This is a genomic window from Labrenzia sp. THAF191a, assembly GCF_009363335.1.
In the GTDB taxonomy this organism is placed as follows: Bacteria; Pseudomonadota; Alphaproteobacteria; order Rhizobiales; family Stappiaceae; genus Roseibium; species Roseibium algicola.
Map to the genome: position 1 here is coordinate 3,625,922 of NZ_CP045333.1, position 19,460 is coordinate 3,645,381.

18 protein-coding genes and 1 riboswitch are annotated in these 19,460 nt (G+C 58.5%); of the genes, 7 read left to right on the top strand and 11 right to left on the bottom strand.

The features are described 5' to 3' along the window. The first annotated feature begins 36 nt into the window (after positions 1–36). The 3 genes from FIV05_RS16645 to alaS all read left to right on the top strand — a co-directional run bounded on the left by FIV05_RS16645 (position 37) and on the right by alaS (position 5,134). Positions 37–822 (top strand): hypothetical protein, encoded by a 786-nt coding sequence (locus FIV05_RS16645; protein WP_152510337.1) that lies wholly within the window; start codon positions 37–39, stop codon positions 820–822. 230 nt (positions 823–1,052) lie between these two features. Beyond that, positions 1,053–2,123 (top strand): recombinase RecA, encoded by a 1,071-nt coding sequence (gene recA, locus FIV05_RS16650; RefSeq protein ID WP_031269221.1) that lies wholly within the window; start codon positions 1,053–1,055, stop codon positions 2,121–2,123. 353 nt (positions 2,124–2,476) lie between these two features. After that, positions 2,477–5,134 carry an alanine--tRNA ligase gene (gene alaS / locus FIV05_RS16655; RefSeq protein WP_152510338.1) on the top strand — a complete coding sequence of 886 codons (2,658 nt, stop codon included), beginning with the start codon at positions 2,477–2,479 and terminating at the stop codon, positions 5,132–5,134. Between the two features lie 546 nt (positions 5,135–5,680). On the opposite strand, the gene FIV05_RS31890 is transcribed toward alaS, so the two are convergent. Next, positions 5,681–5,806, bottom strand: coding sequence for a hypothetical protein (locus FIV05_RS31890; RefSeq protein WP_023000808.1), 126 nt, complete (start codon positions 5,804–5,806; stop codon positions 5,681–5,683). A 191-nt stretch (positions 5,807–5,997) separates the two neighbouring features. Here FIV05_RS31890 and FIV05_RS16660 point away from each other — a divergent pair, with 191 nt between their 5' ends. Beyond that, the gene (locus FIV05_RS16660; protein WP_209009684.1) at positions 5,998–7,329 is read left to right on the top strand and encodes a cyclic nucleotide-gated ion channel; all 1,332 of its coding nucleotides are present in this window, start codon (positions 5,998–6,000) and stop codon (positions 7,327–7,329) included. Positions 7,330–7,346: 17 nt separating this feature from the next. On the opposite strand, the gene FIV05_RS16665 is transcribed toward FIV05_RS16660, so the two are convergent. The 6 genes from FIV05_RS16665 to FIV05_RS16690 all read right to left on the bottom strand — a co-directional run bounded on the left by FIV05_RS16665 (position 7,347) and on the right by FIV05_RS16690 (position 11,997). After that, positions 7,347–7,784 (bottom strand): hypothetical protein, encoded by a 438-nt coding sequence (locus tag FIV05_RS16665; RefSeq protein WP_152510340.1) that lies wholly within the window; start codon positions 7,782–7,784, stop codon positions 7,347–7,349. A gap of 148 nt (positions 7,785–7,932) precedes the next feature. Beyond that, entirely contained in the window at positions 7,933–8,565 is a 633-nt protein-coding gene (locus FIV05_RS16670; protein ID WP_152510341.1) for a glutathione S-transferase family protein, read from the bottom strand. Further along, positions 8,562–9,368 (bottom strand): ABC transporter permease, encoded by an 807-nt coding sequence (locus FIV05_RS16675; protein ID WP_152510342.1) that lies wholly within the window; start codon positions 9,366–9,368, stop codon positions 8,562–8,564. Before FIV05_RS16675 ends, FIV05_RS16670 begins: the two co-directional genes overlap by 4 nt. After that, positions 9,365–9,973, bottom strand: a complete 609-nt coding sequence (locus tag FIV05_RS16680; protein ID WP_152510343.1) for an ABC transporter ATP-binding protein — start codon at positions 9,971–9,973, stop codon at positions 9,365–9,367. Before FIV05_RS16680 ends, FIV05_RS16675 begins: the two co-directional genes overlap by 4 nt. Positions 9,974–10,115: 142 nt before the next feature. Next, complete coding sequence (locus FIV05_RS16685; protein ID WP_152510344.1) at positions 10,116–11,333, bottom strand: NADP-dependent isocitrate dehydrogenase; 1,218 nt, start codon at positions 11,331–11,333, stop codon at positions 10,116–10,118. A 223-nt stretch (positions 11,334–11,556) separates the two neighbouring features. Next, entirely contained in the window at positions 11,557–11,997 is a 441-nt protein-coding gene (locus FIV05_RS16690; protein WP_152510345.1) for an Rrf2 family transcriptional regulator, read from the bottom strand. A gap of 131 nt (positions 11,998–12,128) precedes the next feature. Here FIV05_RS16690 and FIV05_RS16695 point away from each other — a divergent pair, with 131 nt between their 5' ends. Both FIV05_RS16695 and FIV05_RS16700 read left to right on the top strand, forming a co-directional pair. Continuing rightward, positions 12,129–13,550: an MFS transporter gene (locus FIV05_RS16695; protein ID WP_152510346.1), complete on the top strand. Its 1,422-nt coding sequence runs from the start codon at positions 12,129–12,131 to the stop codon at positions 13,548–13,550. A gap of 462 nt (positions 13,551–14,012) precedes the next feature. Continuing rightward, a complete protein-coding gene (locus FIV05_RS16700) occupies positions 14,013–16,115 on the top strand; it encodes an EAL domain-containing protein (protein WP_152510347.1) in 2,103 nt (700 codons plus the stop codon). A gap of 35 nt (positions 16,116–16,150) precedes the next feature. On the opposite strand, the gene aroQ is transcribed toward FIV05_RS16700, so the two are convergent. Both aroQ and FIV05_RS16710 read right to left on the bottom strand, forming a co-directional pair. After that, positions 16,151–16,675, bottom strand: coding sequence for a gamma subclass chorismate mutase AroQ (aroQ, locus tag FIV05_RS16705; RefSeq protein ID WP_152510348.1), 525 nt, complete (start codon positions 16,673–16,675; stop codon positions 16,151–16,153). Between the two features lie 50 nt (positions 16,676–16,725). Next, a complete protein-coding gene (locus FIV05_RS16710) occupies positions 16,726–16,959 on the bottom strand; it encodes a hypothetical protein (protein ID WP_023000821.1) in 234 nt (77 codons plus the stop codon). 324 nt (positions 16,960–17,283) lie between these two features. Then, a riboswitch (cobalamin riboswitch) is annotated at positions 17,284–17,495 on the top strand. A 53-nt stretch (positions 17,496–17,548) separates the two neighbouring features. Here FIV05_RS16710 and FIV05_RS16715 point away from each other — a divergent pair. Further along, entirely contained in the window at positions 17,549–18,229 is a 681-nt protein-coding gene (locus FIV05_RS16715) for an energy-coupling factor ABC transporter permease (RefSeq protein ID WP_152510349.1), read from the top strand. 93 nt (positions 18,230–18,322) lie between these two features. Here the strand turns inward: FIV05_RS16715 and FIV05_RS16720 are convergent, their stop codons facing one another. Both FIV05_RS16720 and FIV05_RS16725 read right to left on the bottom strand, forming a co-directional pair. Continuing rightward, a complete protein-coding gene (locus FIV05_RS16720) occupies positions 18,323–18,808 on the bottom strand; it encodes a YHS domain-containing (seleno)protein (protein ID WP_023000823.1) in 486 nt (161 codons plus the stop codon). 181 nt (positions 18,809–18,989) lie between these two features. Next, on the bottom strand, positions 18,990–19,361 hold the full coding sequence (locus tag FIV05_RS16725) for a hypothetical protein (RefSeq protein WP_152510350.1): 372 nt from the start codon (positions 19,359–19,361) through the stop codon (positions 18,990–18,992). Positions 19,362–19,460: the final 99 nt, after the last annotated feature.

The window sequence follows — 19,460 nt, forward strand, 5'->3', positions numbered from 1 at the left end:
TCATGCAGATCCCGTTGCATCTGAGGTGGATCACTTATGACATCTAAAAACGAAAAACTCGGGCGTTCATCGACCATAAATTGGATGTTCCTTGGATCAGCAGCTTGGGTCGCATTAGGCGTTGGCGTCCTCTGGTTGAGTTCATCCGAGTGCGATTCTGATGTTCAAAAAGCGGTAATATCTTGCCTAACCGCAAACGAACTGGGTGACTTCTTGGCGGGCTTTTTTGCACCGCTTGCTTTTGCATGGTTGGCCTATGCCGTTGTGATCCAATCAAAGGAACTTTCAGCACAAAAAGAGGAGTTACGGCTAACTCGCAAAGAAATGGAGTTGACCAGAGAGGTCGCAATCGAAGCCAAAGACGCGACACGCGCCCAGGCGGAGGAAGCACGACGCAGTGCAGAGTTGTTTGGCACACAAACGAAGTTGATGGAGGAAAACCAGCAGAGTGAACGCCAGGCTAGGGCACACGAAGACTTTGAATATCTCGTATCTTCGCTAAGCCAGACGCTATTCGAAGCTGCAGTTTTATTGACACCGAAAAACATGGTGGGAGTTCGACGGGAGGAGGGAGTGCGGGGGTTCCTAGTCTCATTGAACCATTGCAATGCGATTTTATCTCAGTGGAGAGAAACCACCGATCCATCTCCTATCGATCGACAAATGCAGGGGCTGGCAAAAGCAGGAAATGTGGCCAAGGCTTTTGCAGACCTACTTCCGGAACTTTCGAACGTCGACAAACTCGTTTTCAAGGATTGGGGCTTACTAGAGCTAAGCAGGCTAATTGAAGAGGTCAATTCCGAAAAGTTGGTTGCCAAGTGAAGTTGCGCGAATCGCCAAACGAAGTTGCGCGCTACAGGAATCACGGGATGTTCCAATCAATAGATTACGCTAGGTAAGTTCTAAAATCGATAAGTGAGAACATATTGGAAACAAACAGCCATTTTCATTTTAATACCAATCGGTTTTGCCGACTTGTCAAATGAGAACAAAATGTGTACAAAGGCTCTCATTGAAACGGCGCGTCCATCGTGGAATAAGGAGCGTAAGCCATGTCGCAAAGTACACTTCGTCTCGTAGAAAGCAGCCAGATGGATAAGACAAAAGCGCTGGACGCAGCGCTCAGCCAAATCGAACGCGCCTTCGGCAAAGGTTCCATCATGAAGATGGGGCAGGGCCAGGTGGTTGAGGTGCAAGCCGTCTCGACCGGGTCGCTCGGACTTGATATCGCGCTTGGGATCGGCGGTCTGCCGCGCGGCCGTATCGTCGAGATCTACGGGCCTGAGTCTTCGGGTAAAACCACGCTTGCCCTGCATGCGGTTGCCGAAGCCCAGAAGACCGGTGGTATCTGCGCCTTTGTCGATGCGGAGCACGCGCTGGATCCGATCTATGCACGCAAGCTTGGCGTCGATATCGACAATCTGCTGATCTCCCAGCCGGACGCTGGTGAACAGGCACTTGAAATTGCCGACACGCTGGTGCGGTCCGGCGCCATCGATGTTCTGGTCATCGACTCGGTCGCCGCGCTGACGCCGAAGGCAGAACTCGAAGGCGAGATGGGCGACAGCCTGCCGGGCATGCAGGCCCGTCTGATGAGCCAGGCTCTTCGCAAGCTGACTGCTTCGATTTCCAAGTCGAAGTGCATGGTGATCTTCATCAACCAGATCCGCATGAAGATCGGCGTGATGTTTGGTTCTCCGGAAACCACGACCGGCGGTAACGCGCTCAAGTTCTATGCCTCCGTCCGTTTGGATATCCGCCGTATCGGTGCGATCAAGGACCGGGACGAAGTGGTCGGCAACCAGACCCGCGTGAAAGTCGTCAAGAACAAGCTTGCGCCTCCTTTCCGTCAGGTGGAATTCGACATCGTCTATGGTGAAGGTGTCTCCAAGACCGGCGAACTCATTGACCTCGGCGTCAAGGGCAACATCGTTGAAAAGTCGGGTGCCTGGTTCTCCTACAACAGCCAGCGTCTTGGCCAGGGCCGGGAAAACGCCAAGCAGTTTCTGAAGGACAATCCGGAAATTGCCGATGAAATCGAACTTGCGATCCGCCAGAACGCCGGCCTGATCGCCGATGCGATCATTGATCCGGACGCTGCATCGGAAGAAGCCGAGGACTGATCCTCAGCTTCCGGTTAGCGCTTACAAGAGCTCCGGACGTTTGTCCGGTCTTCCAAGGGCCTCCTTCCGCACTCCGGAAGGGGGCCTTTTGCTTTTCGGGACCCGCAACGGAGCGAAATCGGAAGAGGTCAGATCCTGTCGGAGCGATTGTCCTGCGCATGACGGCAGCCTTCATTCCGGAAATCGCCTGTTTCCCGGTAGCTTTCCTTTGGGTCGGGTCCGTGCAACCGCTGGACAGGGTTGGAGGTGAAAGTTAAAAGGCTGTTCCGGCGCGGATCGGAGACCCGGATCCAGCGCCTTCAAGATTTTCAACAGGCCCTCATATGCGGGGCTGTGACCGATGCGAGATCCGAATGACCGGCGTAAATGAAATCCGCTCTGCCTTTCTGGACTATTTCAAGACAAACGGCCACGAAGTGGTCGAGTCCGGGCCGCTGGTGCCGCGTAACGATCCGACCCTGATGTTTGCGAACGCGGGCATGAACCAGTTCAAGAACGTGTTCACCGGCCTGGAAAAGCGCGACTATTCCCGTGCGGTCACGGCACAGAAATGCGTTCGCGCCGGCGGCAAGCATAACGATCTGGATAACGTCGGTTACACCGCGCGCCACCACACCTTCTTCGAGATGCTGGGCAACTTCTCCTTTGGTGATTATTTCAAGGACCAGGCGATCGAACTGGCCTGGAACCTCGTCAACAAGGAATTCGGCCTGCCGAAGGACAAGCTGCTGGTAACCGTCTTTGCCGAAGACGATCAGGCGTTCGATCTTTGGAAGAAGATCGCAGGTCTCAGCGAAGACCGGATCATCCGTATCGCGACGTCGGACAATTTCTGGTCCATGGGCGATACCGGTCCGTGCGGCCCGTGTTCCGAAATCTTCTACGACCATGGCGACCACATCTGGGGCGGCCCTCCGGGCTCTGCGGAAGAAGATGGCGACCGGTTCATCGAGATCTGGAACCTCGTCTTCATGCAGTACGAACAGACGCCGGAAAAGCGTCTCGACCTGCCACGTCCGTCCATCGACACCGGCATGGGCATCGAACGGATCGCCGCTGTCATGCAGGGCGTCCACAACAACTACGACATCGACCTCTTCAAGGCACTGATCGCGGCGTCCGTCAACGCAACGGGTGTTGAAGCGGAAGGCGACGCCACCGGCAGCCACCGCGTGATTGCCGACCATCTGCGCTCCACGAGCTTCCTGATTGCCGATGGCGTGCTTCCGTCCAACGAGGGTCGCGGCTATGTGCTGCGCCGGATCATGCGCCGCGGCATGCGCCACGCCCATCTTCTGGGTGCGAGCGAACCGCTGATGCACAAGCTGGTTCCGGCGCTGGTGCGTGAAATGGGCCGTGCCTATCCGGAGCTGAGCCGCGCTGAAGATCTGATCACAGAAACGCTGAAGCTGGAAGAAACGCGTTTCCGCAAGACGCTGGAGCGTGGTCTCGGCCTGCTGGACACCGCAACCGAAGGCCTTGAGGCCGGCGGTCGTCTGGACGGGGAAACCGCGTTCAAGCTTTATGACACCTACGGCTTTCCGCTGGACCTGACCCAGGACGCGCTCAGAACGCGCGACATTTCGGTTGATACGGATGGCTTCGATGCTGCAATGGAGCGCCAGAAAGCGGAAGCCCGTGCGGCCTGGTCCGGGTCTGGCAGCGCAGCGACGGAGGCAGTCTGGTTCGCACTGAAGGAAAAGCACGGCGCCACGGACTTCCTCGGCTATGAGACCGAGACGGCCGAAGGTGTCGTTGCCGGTCTTGCAGCTGAAGACAAGGAAGTTGCCAAGCTGTCTGCAGGTGAAAGCGGTTTCGTGGTTCTCAACCAGACGCCGTTTTACGGCGAAAGCGGCGGCCAGGTGGGCGACACCGGCTGGATGCTGGCCAATGGCGTCAAGGTTGCCGTGACCAATACGCAGAAGAAGGCCGAAGGGCTCTTCGTTCATTCGGTCACCGTGGAAGAAGGCGAGCTGGTTCCGGGCCTTGCCCTGGAACTGAAGGTCGACCATTCCCGCCGCAAGTCGATCCGGTCCAACCACTCGGCTACGCACCTTGTGCATGAGGCCTTGCGCGAGGTCCTTGGCAATCACGTCGCTCAGAAGGGTTCGCTGGTAACGCCGGAGCGCCTGCGGTTCGACTTCTCGCATCCCAAGCCGGTGAGCGATGAGGAGCTGGCAACGGTCGAGGGCTTTGCCAACGAGATCGTGCTGCAGAACGCGCCTGTCGATACACGCCTGATGGCAGTCGATGATGCTATCGAAGCTGGCGCCATGGCTCTGTTCGGCGAGAAATACGGGGACGAGGTTCGCGTCGTTTCCATGGGGACCGCTCTCCATGGCCCCAAGCAGGGCAAGCCTTATTCGCTTGAACTGTGCGGCGGTACACATGTGAAGCGTACCGGCGACATCGGTCTGGTGACACTGGTTTCCGAAGGTGCGGTTGCTGCCGGCGTTCGCCGTATCGAGGCGCTGACTGGCGCAGAAGCCCGTGAATATCTGGATGCCCAGGACAAGCGCATGCGCGAACTGGCCAGCCTGCTGAAGATCAGCGCTGACGATGTTCCGGCTCGCGTGGCTCAGCTGGTTGAAGATCGCAAGAAGCTGGAGCGCGAACTGGCGGATGCCAAGAAGAAGCTCGCCATGGGCGGTGGAGCGGAAGGCGGCGCGCCGGTGAAGGACGCCGGCGCGTTCAAGCTGATGGCGCGTATCGTCGAGGGGATCAACCCGAAGGATCTGAAAGGCATGGCCGACGAGGCCAAGACCCAGCTCGGGTCTGGCGTGGTCGTTCTGATCAGCGTTGCCGAAGACGACAAGGCCGCCATCGTGACTGCCGTCACGCAGGATCTGACCGACAAGGTCAGCGCCGTGGATCTGGTGCGGATCGGTTCGGAAGCGCTCGGCGGCCGCGGTGGTGGCGGTCGGCCTGATATGGCACAGGCCGGTGGACCGGATGGGTCCAAGGCCGACACAGCCGTTGCCGCAATCGAGGCACACCTCACGGGGCTCTGATGGTCCTTCGGACAATCAAAATTGAAAAGGGCGGTCCCATCAGGGCCGCCCTTGTTCGTTTAAGATGCTCGGGCACTTCCCGGGGCGAAATTACACAAGCCCCTCCTTGGTCATCCCGGACACAGCAAAGCGAAGATCCGGGGACGGAGAGCCCTATCGCTCTCGGCATGGCCTCTTGAGGTCCTGCAAGGCTTGTCGCTCCCCGGTCCCGGCTCGCGCTTCGCTTGGCCGGGATGACGACGGAGGGGATATTGGTTGTTTTGTGGGGAAGGCGGCCCTACTGGCGCTTTTCCCGCTCGCCTGAAGGCATCAGGTCTTTTCCTCGCTACCAAGTTCAAACATGCCCCTCTTTGGTCATCCCGGACGCAGTGAAGCGAAGATCCAGGATCGGGGAGCTCTATTGCTCTCGGTATCGCCTCTTGAGGTCCTGCAAGGCTTGTCGTTCCCCGGTCCCGGCTCGCGCTGTGCTTGGCCGGGGTCACGTTGGAGGGGGGCGTCGTTTGAGGTGACCTGGTCAGGGCTGCCTCTGGTGGCCTGCCGGTTGGTTCAGTTCAGCAAAGCAGTCACTGCCAGCGCGGCTGCTGCGAAGAACGTCGAGACCAGCAACATTTTCAGCACGATGTGGTGAGGCGTGGTTTCTGCGGCGCGAACCTTGTCGGTGTCTATGGTCATGGTGTCCTCCTTCAGTTCGGTTGGCTATCCATGGAGATGGGGCCTGCGACAAAATTGCCCAATCACGTTCCGCTCACCCCTATGCACAGCTTCGTGCGGCGCGGTGAGGGCTGTCCGCGTGGAGAGCTTTGTCGTAGCCTGTCTTTCGGCTATTCATGAAAACGCGAGCAAAATCAGAAACGGGGGGCTCGGTGTCCGGCCACGAATTCAAACGGGCGCTCTATGAGGTGCTTGAGGACACGGGCAAACGCCGCATCGGCGCGCGCTTGCTGCGGAACTTCCTGATCGTCCTCATCCTGATCAACATCGCGCTTGCGGTGTTGGAAACCGTGCCGGAAATCCGAGACATCCTGAGCACGCATCTGCGTCTGATCCAGTTGGGCAGCGGACTTGTCTTTCTGGCCGAATACGTCATGCGTCTTTACGTGGCCGATCTCCATCCGCCGCTGCGCCGTTACGGGCCGGTGTTTTCCAGGCTGCGTTATGCGATCCAGCCAGATGCGATCATTGATCTGATCGGGGCCCTGCCGCTTTTGTTCGTGTTGTTCCTGCCCAATCAGGCGGTCACGATGGTCGTCATCCTGAGGCTGCTGCGCTTCCTGAAGCTGGCCCGGTATTCACCGGCGTTGCGTTCGTTGATTTCCGCCGTCGGCAACGAGCGCAGGGCTCTGCTCGGATCGAGCATGATCATCTTCGGGGTCATCCTGATGGCTGCCACCTTGATGTATCTGATCGAGCATGACGACCAGCCGGAAAAGTTCCGCAGCATTCTGCACGGCATCTATTGGGCGATTACCACTGTGACGACCGTCGGCTATGGCGATGTCGTGCCGGTCACCAATCTCGGCAAGACGGTTGGGGGTATCGTCATGCTGATGGGCTACGGGCTGATAGCCTTGCCGGTCGGCATCATTGCTTCGGCCTTTGCCCGGGAAATCCATAGCCGGGATTTTGTCGTCACCTGGTCGATGGTGGCGCGCGTGCCCTTGTTCGAAGACCTGAAGGCGACGGAGATTGCCGAAGTTGCGAAGTTGCTGCAGTCGCTTCGCGTGCGCAAGGGCGGTACGATTGCCGAGCAGGGCGATGTTGCGGACAAGATGTATTTCATCGCCGACGGAGAAGTCGAAATCCGGCTGCAGCACGACACGGTCTATCTGGGAGAAGGCAGTTTCTTTGGCGAATTGGCACTGATCAATCAGACACCCAGAACCGCGAAAGTGGTCGCTTACAAGGATTGCCAGCTTCTGGTGCTGGAAGCGGAAGCCCTCAAACACCTGATGGACAGGGATGAAGGGCTGGCCAAGAAGATCATGGATGAAGCGCGAGACCGTGTTGCGGCGGGAAAACGTGTGCTGGGCGAGCTGGCGGAAGAGGAACTTCAGCAGTCGGGCGTGTTTGCATCTTCAGAGAACACCGACCAGGAGCCGGAGCTTTTCCAGGGGGACGATTCCAAGGACGAAGCCGACTCTGAAGATGACATGATGGAGGAAGTTGCCGGAACGCAGAAGGATCCGGCAAAGTAGGCCTGTCGAAAGGGCGCTCAGTAGGGTGTCAGGCCACGGGGTACCTGGGCGTAGAGCGGATCGCCCTGCCAGAAGACATCTGTCGGGCCGACGACAAAGTCGACCAGGTTCCATCGGTTAAACTGGTAACGCAACAAGGCGAAGGTGACGAGGCCATCCATATACTCCGCCTGCGAGGCGAACGTCGTGCGGGACAGGTCAATGACGCCACCACCTGGGCGCTGCGGCGAAACCTGGACGAAAGCCCAGCCATGGCCGGAACGCATCCAGTTGACCACGAACTCGACCGGGGGCCCCACCCTTGCTTCCATCATCGGACGCATCGCATCGAGTATGTCCTTGCGCTCGGCAGTGCCGCGGGAGGGCTCGTGGACTGTTTGTGCCGATGCTGCCAAACCGGCACACATCAGCAAAAGGCTGCTCAAGAAAACAATTACAAGCTTTTGAAACTTCATCTAAAAATCCCCTTCTTCATAAAATGATTCAATGTTGTGCCTGCCTGAATGTAAATGGAGCAACGGGCGTCGTGGAACGGCAAAAGACTAACATGTTTGCAGTGGTTCTGACCTGCGGAAAAGATAAAGGCCTGACGCCTAATCGCACTCAACCAGACGGTTCGGTTTTTCTGAAACTGTCGCGTTCCTTGAACATCTGCAGCCATGAGGACAGCTTCGGCGCCGAACGCAGAAGCAACCGGCCTTCTTCTGACAGCTCGAAGAGAGCAAGCATCGGGACCGCATGGCAGTCGGCGAGGGTGAGTTGATCGCCCATCAGGAATGGACCTTCCGTCACAAGCGCTTCCAGTGTTTCGACGATCGTTCTTGCCCGGCCGAGCGCCGAGGCGATCTTGACTTCATCCGCGGGGGCGCCGCCAGAGGGCTTTGACACCCGTTCGACGAAGATGTCCCAGACGAGGGTCTTGTAGGCGTAATTGTCGAGGATGGAGAGAAGCTGAGCCATGCGCGCCCGCGGTTGTGGAGAGGCTGGCTGAAGCGGAGGGCCGTCGAAGGCTTCATCGATGTAGCGCAGGATGGCCGCTGTTTCGAACAGGGTGAAGTCGCCATGCTTCAGTGTGGGGATCTTGCCGAAAGGCTGCAGCTCAAGATAGCTTTCCGGCGGTCCACCCGGGGCAAACACATCGATCGGGACAAGCTCGTAGGCGATCCCCTTTTCGATAAGTGCCATTCGGGCCGAGCGCACATAGACCGAATAGTCCGCACCATAAAGTTCAATCATCGAGACCCTCCGTTCAAACGGTCGAGACGCAGCCTGTCACGGTTGTCGGTCAGGCGCCACACGCTGGCGAAGGTAGCGCCAAGGACACCGAGGCCGGTAGCGCCGCCAAGCAGAAACATGATCATGAGCTGGTATTTGACTGCTTCACGCGGATCGACCCCGGACAGGATCTGCCCTGTCATCATTCCGGGCAATGACACGACGCCTGTTGCCGCCATGGCGTTGATGATCGGCGTGAATCCTGACCGCAGTGCCTGACGGGAGAAGGGGCGTGTCGCTTCCCAGCGGGTGCAGCCCAAGAGCAACTGGGCTTCCACGTCGCGTCGCCCGCGGGCAAGCGACGTGTGAAGCGTATCAAGGCCGAGGCTGACCCCGGTCATTGTGTTGCCGAGCACCATGCCGAAAAGCGGCAGTGCATATTGCGGCATCCAGACCGGGTCGGGGCGGATGAGCCCTGCCAGGGCGTAGATCGTGACGAGCGTGCCTGCGACCAGCATGACGGCGACGCCGAGCCCCGGGCCCCAGAGGCCAGCAAGGCGACGGTCCTGCCGCGCCCAGATTTCGCGCCCTGCGAAAGCCAGCATCACGGCAGCAGCCAGCAGTGTCCACAACAGGGATCCGGCAAAGAAGATTGCCTTTAGGACAAGCCCGACCAGGATCAGCTGCACGCTCATTCTCAAGGCCGAAATGATGAGCGTGCGGGTGAGGCCGAGATCAAGCACGATCGAAAAAACCGCGTTCAACAGCAGGAACACCGAGGCGGCCACGAGGTCCCAATAGGTGAGGGCGAGATAACCGGTCACGCGGGCGCCCCCTGGCCAGCACCTGCCGTCAGCTGGCCTTTTTCCATGACAAGCCGTCGTGCCCCGAGCCGTTCGGGCTGGCCGGGGTCGTGCGTGACGATCAGAAGGGCGCGATTGGCAGCAAGCTGGTGTTTCAGGAGAGTTTCGACCAGGTCAACGGAAGGCGGGTCCAACGCGGAGGTGGGTTCATCCAGCAGAAGAACCTGCGGTGCTGTCTGGAGAGCGCGCACAAGGGCAAGGCGTTGGCGCTCACCGGTGGAAAGCCGGGAGACCTCCCAGGGGAGCGCATCGGCAAGACCAACCTCGCGCAGCAGGTTGGGAAGGTCGGAAGTTTCGGCGAAATGATCCTGAACACGGTCCGCCCACCAGCCGCTTTCGGCAGGCACGTAAGCCACCTTTCGGCGCCATTCAGGAGCCGGCATGGCGTCGCGCACCGTGCCATCCAGGGCAACATGGCCGGTGCTTTCATCGAGATCGGCAATTGCTCTGAGAAACAGGGATTTGCCTGCGCCGGAGGGTCCTGAAATCGCAACGGCTTCGCCCGCTTGCAAGGCAAGGTCCAGGGGGCCGATCAGAGGCGTCTTCAATTCGCGGATCGTCAACACCGTCCTCTCCTCTGGCTACCAGCCGGGTGAGCCTAGCGCGGGCCGGGAAGAGGGACAATCGGCAGGTTGTTGTTGGGCCGAAAGGCAAAACACCGCGGACAATGTCCGCGGTGTCGCTCCTTCGGCCTTCACAGGCAATGCCTTAGTGTGCGGCCATGGCCTTGGCCAGGTTCTCGTCGATCTTGTCCAGGAAGCCGGTAGTGGTGAGCCAGGCCTGATCCGGGCCGACGAGCAGGGCAAGGTCCTTCGTCATGTGGCCGGCTTCCACCGTGTCGATGCAGACCTTTTCCAGCGTCTGGGCGAAACGGGCAAGCTCCTGGTTGTCGTCGAGCTTGGCCCTGTGCGCGAGCCCGCGGGTCCAGGCGAAGATCGAGGCAATCGAGTTGGTCGATGTGCTCTCGCCCTTCTGGTGCTGGCGATAGTGGCGTGTGACCGTGCCGTGGGCGGCTTCCGCTTCCACCGTCTTGCCGTCCGGTGTCATCAGAACGGACGTCATCAGGCCGAGCGAGCCGAACCCCTGGGCAACCGTGTCTGACTGGACGTCACCGTCGTAGTTCTTGCAGGCCCAGACGTACCCGCCGGACCATTTCAGAGCGGAGGCGACCATGTCGTCGATCAGCCGGTGTTCGTACCAGATGCCGGCTTCCGCATACTTGTCCTTGAATTCGGCCTCGTAGATCTCCTGGAACAGGTCCTTGAAGCGGCCGTCATAAGCTTTCAGGATCGTGTTCTTGGTGGAGAGGTAACAGGGCACTTTTCTGTTGAGCGCGTAGTTCAGCGAAGCGCGGGCAAAATCGCGGATTGAGTCGTCGAGATTGTACATCGCCATGGCGACGCCGGCGGACGGCGCGCCATAGACTTCGTGTTCGATCACCTGTCCGTCTTCACCGGTGAAGGTGATGGTCAGCTTGCCCTTGCCGGGAAAGCGGAAGTCGGTGGCGCGATACTGGTCGCCAAAGGCATGGCGGCCGACGATGATCGGCTGGGTCCAGCCCGGCACCAGGCGCGGCACGTTCTGCATGATGATCGGCTCACGGAAGATAACGCCGCCAAGGATGTTGCGGATCGTGCCGTTGGGCGAACGGTACATGCGCTTCAGGCCGAATTCCTCAACCCGCGCTTCATCCGGTGTAATGGTGGCGCATTTGACACCGACGCCATGTTCCTTGATGGCGTTGGCCGCATCGACCGTGATCTGGTCGTCGGTCTCGTCGCGTTTCTGGATCGACAGATCGAAGTAGAGCAGGTCGATGTCGAGATAGGGGTGGATCAGCTTGTCCTTGATAAAGGCCCAGATGATCCGGGTCATCTCGTCGCCGTCGAGCTCGACGACCGGATTGTCGACTTTGATCTTTGCCATGGGACGCATTGCCTCGCGGGTCTGGAAAATGGGAAGGCGAAACGGAAATCTGAATGGTGCGAGTTGTACCTGATTTCTATTGTGTGCGCTTGTATACAATGTTGCGTCGCGAAGCAAGGGGGCTGTTCAGTTTGCTCCGGACCATGCCTCGAAGAAGGTTCTTGAATGGAAGTCTTCATAGGTGTTCCGAAGATTGCCCAAGGTTTGCGGCTAAATTTCGGACCTAAAGTTTTTCCTGATGCTCCCGGATTTCCTGCGCATGCGGCCGTACCAGATCGGCCACCGTCACTTGCCCAAGCTTTACCTGGAACGTTTTGCGTGCCGCCTCCAGCGCGGCTGAAGTTGCCCGGTTGGCGGCCTGTTCCAAAAGGCAGGTGGGGGCGTCGGCGGATTGACCGACGGCAAAAAGCTGTGGTGAGCCGAGGGCGGCATAGACCTCTGCCAGAGAGATGCTGTCCAGGCTCTTGGCCAGCACCCAGCCGCCGCCATGACCCTTGGTGGCCCCGACGAAACCCGCTTCCCGCAGCCCCGCCATGGTGCGCCGGACCAGGGAAGGGTTGGTGTTGAGCATCTTCCCGATCTGATCGGACGTCACAGGGGCTTCTGTCTGGTCCAGATGCAGGAGCACGTGAAGCACGCGCGGCAATCGGCTGTCGGTTCGCATGGAAATCTCCGTTTGGAAAACCTTATGCCGGATTCGGTTACGTGACAAATCAAGGCACATGAGATTGACGTGCGTGATTTTGTAACTTTATAAGTAACAAAATCGAGTTCACGCCTTGCCAGGAGTTCTGAATGTCACTTTTGTTTGACGGTGCGACCAGGGAGAGGCGCAATCGCTGGGCGGCGCTGGCCGCGCTCTACCTTGCCATGTTCATGAATATTCTCGATGTGTCGGTGGTCAATCTGGCGCTGCCGTCCATCCGCCGGGGGCTTGGCGCCACGGACACCCAGCTGGAATGGGTGCTGGTTGTTTATGTACTGGCCTTTGCCGCCGGTTTGCTGCCTTTCGGCCGGTTTGGAGACGTGGTCGGCAGGGGGCGGGTCTTCCGCTGGGGTGTCGCCGGGTTTACCGCCAGTTCCCTGGCATGCGGTCTGGCGCCTGATATAGGCACCCTGATTACCGCCCGCGGCCTGCAGGGGCTCTGCGCGGCAATGATGGTGCCGCAGGTACTTGCCATTGTTCACGTGATCTTTCCGGCAGAGGAAAAAGGCAAGGCCATCGGCCTGTTCGGCTCCGTCAGCGCACTTGGGGCCGTGGCGGGGCCGCTGGTGGGCGGGGCAATCGTGGCGGCCGATGTCTTCGGGCTGGGCTGGCGGCCGATCTTTCTGATCAATCTGCCTGTCGGGCTGATCTCGCTGGCCGGCGCTCTTCGCTTTCTGCCGCACCTTGAGACCGAAAACCGGGTGACGCCGGATTGGTCCGGAACGTTTCTTTTCGCCCTTGCAGTGCTGTCGCTGGTGTTTCCGCTTGTGGAAGGCAGGCAATTCGGCTGGCCGTTCTGGTGTTTTGCCTTGATGGGGCTAAGCGCGGTTCTGGCTGTTCTGTTCTACCGGCTGCAGGTTCAGAAGGCGCGCCTCGGCCAGGCGCAGCTTCTGCCGGTGCTGCTGACAGGGGACCGCGTGTTTGTTGCGGGCGTCGCGTTTGTCGCGCTGTTCTTTTCCGGTCTTGCAGGCATGTTCTTCATGATGGCGCTCTTCCTGCAGGCAGGCCTTGGATTATCGCCCATGACAGCCGGGCTCATCCTGGCGCCACATCCGGTTGGCGTCATCCTTGCGTCCGCGATGACAGGCCGCTTCGGAGCCCGCTATCAGGCGGCAAGGATCAGCCTTGCCATGCTGGCTGTTTTCTGCGGTCTGGTGGCGGTGCGCCTGCTCGTTTCCAATGGGACATCGGCAAGCCTGCTGGTGTTGCCATTCCTGATTGTCGGACTTGGAACGGGAACGGTGATCCCGGCATTGTTCCAGCTCGTGCTGTCGCGGGTTTCCGGACCGGATGCGGGAGCAGGGTCCGGAGTTCTCCAGGCCTTCCAGCAGATCGGCATGGCGCTTGGCATCGCGGTGCAGGGCCAGATCTTCTTCCAGGTTCTGGCGGCTGGTCGTAGTGAGGCTCTGTACCGGGATGCCGCGGCTGCAGCGTTGCTCTATCCGGCGAGTTCGTGTTTCGGGCTGGCTGTGCTTGCCGTTGGTCTTGCCTGTAAATTCCGCTCTGGATGAATTGTGGATTCAATGCTGCTGCTGGCGGACAGCACTGGCGCGTGCGGGCCGCTTTGGACAACAAACCTGAAAAACTGCCCACGAACCAACAATGTCAAGAACAGCATTTTCAGAAGCTGATCAGACGCACGGCGATTTGAGGCGTTGGTTGTGAGTCCCATCCAGCGGTACAGAAATCGGATCAAGTTGAGCGTGTGATCGATTCAAATCTTCCGTAGATGCCGGTCCGGATTGGTAATTCTACGCGGGCAAGGTTTCTCGTGAATTTAGTAGTGATTAGGAAAAATTGACGAGCAATTTGACCGACGTGAAAGAAATAGATGCTCGTGGGTTCAATAGTTCCAGAATAGGGCCGTATTTCCTCTTTCAGGTTCAGAATTTGTTGAGGCGGGTGCCGAAACACTTCTGGTATCGGGTCGCACTTCGACCCGGGCAACGCAATGGACCGAAGGGGCTTGTTTCGTGCTCGAAACCGTTCGATCAAGAGGAAACGCGCTGTTCAAGCGCGTCTTTGTGCGGGCAACGCTTTATGGCGTGTTCGGATTGCTGGCTTTTTCGCTGGTTCTGATCGGCATCGATTATCTGACACAGACGGACAAGATCGAGGAACGCCTTGCTCGGACTGCTCACGACAAGGCGCTGTTTGTCACCAATATCGCGGCGCGCGAAATCGCCAACAAGAACTATGGTGAAGTCGAGCGGCTTTTGAATGCGATTGCGGGTGACAAATACATCATCGCAGCCAAGGCCTATAGCCGTTTCGGTCAGGAGTTTGCCAGCGACTTCACCTCCGCAGAACCCTCGAGCGCCGTGCAGTTCAACGAAGACGCCCTGAATGTAGCGCAGTCGGGCAAGGCTCAGTATTCGGAAACCGCCGACATGATCGAATACATCCTGCCGGTTTCCCGCAGCGGGGAAGTGGTGGGGTCCGTTCTGGTGCGCATTTCGAAGCACGAGCTTGCGGGCGTTCTGAGGGAAAAGATTGTTCAGGTGGTATTGATCCTGGCGGTTCTTCTTCTTGCCTTCGTACCCGTGATTGCTGCCCTCATGTACCGGGCGACGGCAGGTGTCAGCCGCGTGACGCAGGCAGCCAATGAGGCCGCAGCCGGCTACCTCGACTGCAATCTGGAAACTGATGCACCGGGCGAGGTGGGTGACCTGCAAACCGCGTTCCGCGGAATGATGGTCAAGCTGCGCGAGAACATTCTGCGGATCGAGGAACTCGCCTACACCGATCGCATCACCGGTTTGCCCAACAGGGCCAAGCTGGACAATGTCGCGATGACGCTGATCGACCTGCGCCCCAAGGAAACAGGCAGCGTTCTTTACATCGGACTGGACCGCTTCAAACTGATCAACGACATGCACGGGCATGCCGTAGGCGACAAGCTGTTGCGGCTGGTTGGCAACCGGTTGGCTGTACTGGTCGACGAGCTGGCCAAGCCTCTGACGTCAAAACCCCCCTGCGTTGCCCGGTTTTCCGGCGACGAATTCGTCGTACTGTTACCCGGCGTCGATGATCTGCCGACGCTTGCCAAGTTGTCCAGAACGATGGTCGAGCGGCTGGGTGGGGCCTATAGAATTGGGCGGCTTTCCCTTTCGCTGACCGTCAGCGCGGGGATCGCGAGATACCCGGAGCACGGTACAACGGCCGAGGAAGTTCTGCGAAACGCCAACATGGCCATGTATGAAGCAAAGGGGGCAGGCAGGGCTCAGTCGATCGCCTACAACGATATCATTCGCGAACGGATGACCGAGCGCGAACAGATCCGGCACAGGCTGCAAAGCGCGCTGAGAGACCGCACGCTATCCGTTCACTACCAGCCGAAGGTCGACATTTCGTCCGGCAAGATTGTCGGTTCTGAAGCGCTGCTGCGCTGGAACGATGCCGAACTCGGGTCCGTGCCGCCCTACAAGTTCATTCCCGTGGCAGAAGAATGCGGCCTGATCGTTCCGATCGGGGAATTCGTGCTGGCATCCGCGCTCTCCGACATGAAATCGCTGCACCGGCAGAATGTCGATGTATCTGTCGCCGTGAATGTTGCGCCGGCGCAGCTGCAGGCGAAGGGATTTACCGGCAGAATGCTCGGGATCATTGGCGAGAGCGGGTTCTCGACGGAGAAGCTGGAACTGGAAGTGACGGAATCGAGCCTTGTCGACTATTCGCAGAACCTTCTGGATCAGATCCTGCCGATCAAGAAAGAAGGCGTCAAATTTGCAATCGACGACTTCGGCACCGGCTATTCCTCGCTGCACAGTCTCGCAAGCATGCCGTTCGACACGCTGAAGATCGACCGGTCCTTCATCATGGACATTGCCAATTGCGAGGATCGACGGACCATCGTCGAGCTGATCCTGATGCTGGCAAGACAGCTCAATCTCAACACCGTGTCGGAAGGGGTCGAGACCCAGTTGCAGATGGATTACATCAATCTGTGGGGCGGGACGCTCGGCCAGGGCTACTTGTGGAGCCCGGCGGTGCGGTTCGGCGAGTTCTCGCGAATGGTCATGAAGCGGCAAGGAGAGGCGAATGCGGCCGAGCCCTGGAGGCAGGCAGCCTCCTGAACTCCGATGAGGAATGTCCTGACGGCCGTATTTGCCTAGTCGTGTACGTCGACCAGACCTTCAAACAGAGCGTTTTTTGATCCGTCGGACAGGCATTCCACGGTCAGCGCCTCCGTGAAGGCCTGCTGGTCAGAGGCTTCGACGGGGCTTTCTGCGAGTAGCGTCAGGATCTCGTTGCCCAGGCGCAACAGCTCCGGACGGACATCCTTGATCAGGTCGGGTACGTTCTGCGGACGAGCTTCACCGCTCTCCCAGCGTTCGATCCAGCAGGTTTGAATGTCCTTGGCCGCATCGATCTGCGCCTGGAAAAACAAGGTGACATTGTCAGCCGACAGGCCGTTTTCGACGGCCTTTTCGCGGGCTGCATCCAGCACCACCTTTTCCCTCGGCAGATCCTCGACAGGTTTGTCGTTATCCGCTTTCCAGGCTGCAACCGACTGCATGAACGAAAGACGTTCGTTGATAGCGCCGAACAGCTTGTCAGGTGCCGCCCAGCCAGGAGTGACGGTGGCAGCAAGAAGCGATACCGCGAGAGCGGTCAGGGGAATCGATTTCAACATGGCCGAAGACTTTCACAGGTCACCGCCCGCGGCAAGTCTTTGGTTGTGGTCTACTTCTTTTCAACCGAACGGCTGATCTCGGTGATCACGCCGAATGCGACGGCGGCCATGATCTTCAATAGTCCGCTGTCGAGCGCCTGTTCGCGTGTCAGATTGCCAAGGAAAAAACCCGGTCTTGGTTCAGTGACTGCACCCAGAGTAACGCCGGCCAGAAGTGCCAGCTGAATGCAGCCAAGGAAAAAGACGACACCAGCGATAAGCGTTCCCAATTTGGTAAAGGGCATTGCAAACTCTCATGATGTGCTTTGTATGCGAGTGAGGTTATCTTTCGTTAGGGTTTCTGCAAGTAAAAATCACAATTACCCTAAATACAGAAAAGTTTAATAAACAAAGGTTTTGATTTTTATCTTTGATTGGATGCTTCAAAGGTCAGATTTTTCAGGTGGCTGACGCAATTTCCTGAAGAAGTGTTTCGAGATCTGAAGCTTGTCGATGGTGCTGATCCGGCTGATTTCGGTGGCGGCCTTCAGGCGGCAAAATTTCGGTGCAATGTCGCATTCAGACCGAATATGGCGAAAATTCGCTTGCAGAATATCGCCAATCCTTGCAAATCTAGACGATGCGATGGTTTCGCCCGAACAAGCGTAAGGGCGGATGAAATGGGAACACGGTGAGGCGTACCCAACAGGGACCAATACCGTGGCTGCCCCCGCAACTGTATGCGACGAGCAAAGCCCTACAAGCCACTGGAGCGATCCGGGAAGGCGGGCGGCGCAGAGACTCGCGAGCCAGGAAACCTGCCATCCAGCGGTCCCATCGGGGCCGGTTCACACCATCTGCTCGCGCACGGAGGGTGCGCAAAGGAGAAATGACATGCATATCGAACCGGGCATCGTCGACGGTGCCAAAATCGTACTCAGCTACGGTACCGCGGCTGCTTCCTTCGGCCTTCTGGGCAAAATGGCTCTCGACACGATCCGCAAAAGCGGCGTTCTCAGCCTTGCCGTTCGCTCCGTCATCACGACGGTTGCCGTATTCTGCTTCTTTGAAATCCTGCCGCATTACCCGGTCGGTGTTTCCGAAGTGCACTTCATCCTGGGCTCCACGCTGTTCCTGATGTTCGGCGCTGGTCCGGCAGCAATCGGCCTTGCTGCAGGCCTTCTGCTTCAGGGGGCGCTGGTTGCTCCTTTCGACCTGCCGCAGTACGGCATCAACGTCACCACGCTGCTTGTGCCGCTGTGGGGTGTCAGCCTGCTGGCAAACCGCATCATTCCGGAAAAGACCGCCTATGTTGACGTTTCCTACGTTCAGGCACTGGCTCTTTCCACCACGTTCCAGGCCGGTATCGTTGGCTGGGTCGCGTTCTGGGCATTCTACGGCCAGGGCTTCGGCGCCGAGAACATGGTTTCCGTCGGTTCCTTCGGCTTTGCCTACATGCTGGTGATCCTGGGCGAGCCGCTGGCTGACCTGGCTGTTCTGGCCGCTGCCAAGACCCTGGCACCGCTGACGAAGAACCTTGCTTTCGAAAACAGGCTGCACAACGCGGCAGCTTAAGTCTTCGGCTTTTTGCTGAATTCAAGTCACGAAGGGCGGCCCCGGGGCCGCCCTTTTTGTTTGTCGTTCCGACGACGCCTTGACAACGAACAATCAGAGCTTCGTTGCCTCGGTGGAGCGGATCTTCTTCCAGTTGGCTTCCGCCTTGGCGATGGTACCGGACTGGTCTTTCTGGAACTCGCGGAAGATGGCCTCGTTCAGGAACAGATAAAGCTTGCCGTCGACAACGGCCGCGAACTGCGGATCGCCGTCGAACTTCTTGCCGACTGAAACACCGAAGGTGCAGAAGCCGCCGTTTTGCGGCAGGTACTGATCCGGATGCGCGGTAAAGGCATCCATGGCTTCCTGCGATGCGAAGTAGTAGGCAACACCGTCGTGGACGGCCGTATATTGTGCGGTTCCGTCAATCCGGTTGCCCAGGCTGACAAAGGCCACGGGGTCGACACCATGAAGACCGAGCGGGCTGCCGGCGGCGGTCAGGCCGCTGGAGGTGTTGTATTCGTCCGCGGCCATTGCCGGGGCCGACAGAGCGGCAAGAGACAGCAGCGTTGCGGCAATGGCGGATTTCATCAAGGACATGTTCTACTCCTGAAAGAGTGTGAAGGTTGAAGGCCGGATTTGCTCCGGTGTCTCTACCTTGCGTCCGAAGCTGAGGCGTCTCCATGTTCGCAAGTTCCCGAAGATTTGCAGATCGTCCGGATTGCAGCTCAAAAAAACACCGGCGTGAAGGCCGGTGTCATTGTGCGCTGAAGGGGGGCTGTCAGGCGGCCTGCGCAACCGTTTCCTGCGGTTTGGCAAGGCTGACCACTGTCAGAACGGCAATGGCGTTTACCAGGTAATAGGCGAAGTCGAGGCCGGTGAAGCCAAGTGCGAAGGGAGCTGCCAGGAACACGATGCCGACGGCAAAATCGACCGCCAGATGAACCGAATAGGGCAGAATGCGGATGATGCCGGTCTGGTGATCTGTCAGGATCGTCAGCGCCAGGGCCGCAAAGCCTGTCAGGAACGATAGCCAGAAGGCGATCGGGTTGGATTGGCCGAGATCAAGGAATACGGGCAGGGAAATAAGGCCGATCGCGACGGGATAATCGAGATAGGCGTGCATGGTCTTGGTGACGAAGCGAACAGACATCTTTCAGGTGCTCCAGGTTGGTTTCATGCGGGCGAATTGCCCACGAGCCCAAAGATGTTGGTCGACTTCGGTTCTATCCATGCACGAAAGTCCCTGAAA

Coding starts and splice junctions, on each gene's coding strand:
- FIV05_RS16645 (WP_152510337.1), top strand. CDS start 37: ATGACATCTAAAAACGAAAAACTCGGGCGTTCATCGACCATAAATTGG.
- recA (WP_031269221.1), top strand. CDS start 1,053: ATGTCGCAAAGTACACTTCGTCTCGTAGAAAGCAGCCAGATGGATAAG.
- alaS (WP_152510338.1), top strand. CDS start 2,477: ATGACCGGCGTAAATGAAATCCGCTCTGCCTTTCTGGACTATTTCAAG.
- FIV05_RS31890 (WP_023000808.1), bottom strand. CDS start 5,806: ATGACCATAGACACCGACAAGGTTCGCGCCGCAGAAACCACGCCTCAC.
- FIV05_RS16665 (WP_152510340.1), bottom strand. CDS start 7,784: ATGAAGTTTCAAAAGCTTGTAATTGTTTTCTTGAGCAGCCTTTTGCTG.
- FIV05_RS16670 (WP_152510341.1), bottom strand. CDS start 8,565: ATGATTGAACTTTATGGTGCGGACTATTCGGTCTATGTGCGCTCGGCC.
- FIV05_RS16685 (WP_152510344.1), bottom strand. CDS start 11,333: ATGGCAAAGATCAAAGTCGACAATCCGGTCGTCGAGCTCGACGGCGAC.
- FIV05_RS16690 (WP_152510345.1), bottom strand. CDS start 11,997: ATGCGAACCGACAGCCGATTGCCGCGCGTGCTTCACGTGCTCCTGCAT.
- FIV05_RS16695 (WP_152510346.1), top strand. CDS start 12,129: ATGTCACTTTTGTTTGACGGTGCGACCAGGGAGAGGCGCAATCGCTGG.
- aroQ (WP_152510348.1), bottom strand. CDS start 16,675: ATGTTGAAATCGATTCCCCTGACCGCTCTCGCGGTATCGCTTCTTGCT.
- FIV05_RS16710 (WP_023000821.1), bottom strand. CDS start 16,959: ATGCCCTTTACCAAATTGGGAACGCTTATCGCTGGTGTCGTCTTTTTC.
- FIV05_RS16715 (WP_152510349.1), top strand. CDS start 17,549: ATGCATATCGAACCGGGCATCGTCGACGGTGCCAAAATCGTACTCAGC.
- FIV05_RS16720 (WP_023000823.1), bottom strand. CDS start 18,808: ATGTCCTTGATGAAATCCGCCATTGCCGCAACGCTGCTGTCTCTTGCC.
- FIV05_RS16725 (WP_152510350.1), bottom strand. CDS start 19,361: ATGTCTGTTCGCTTCGTCACCAAGACCATGCACGCCTATCTCGATTAT.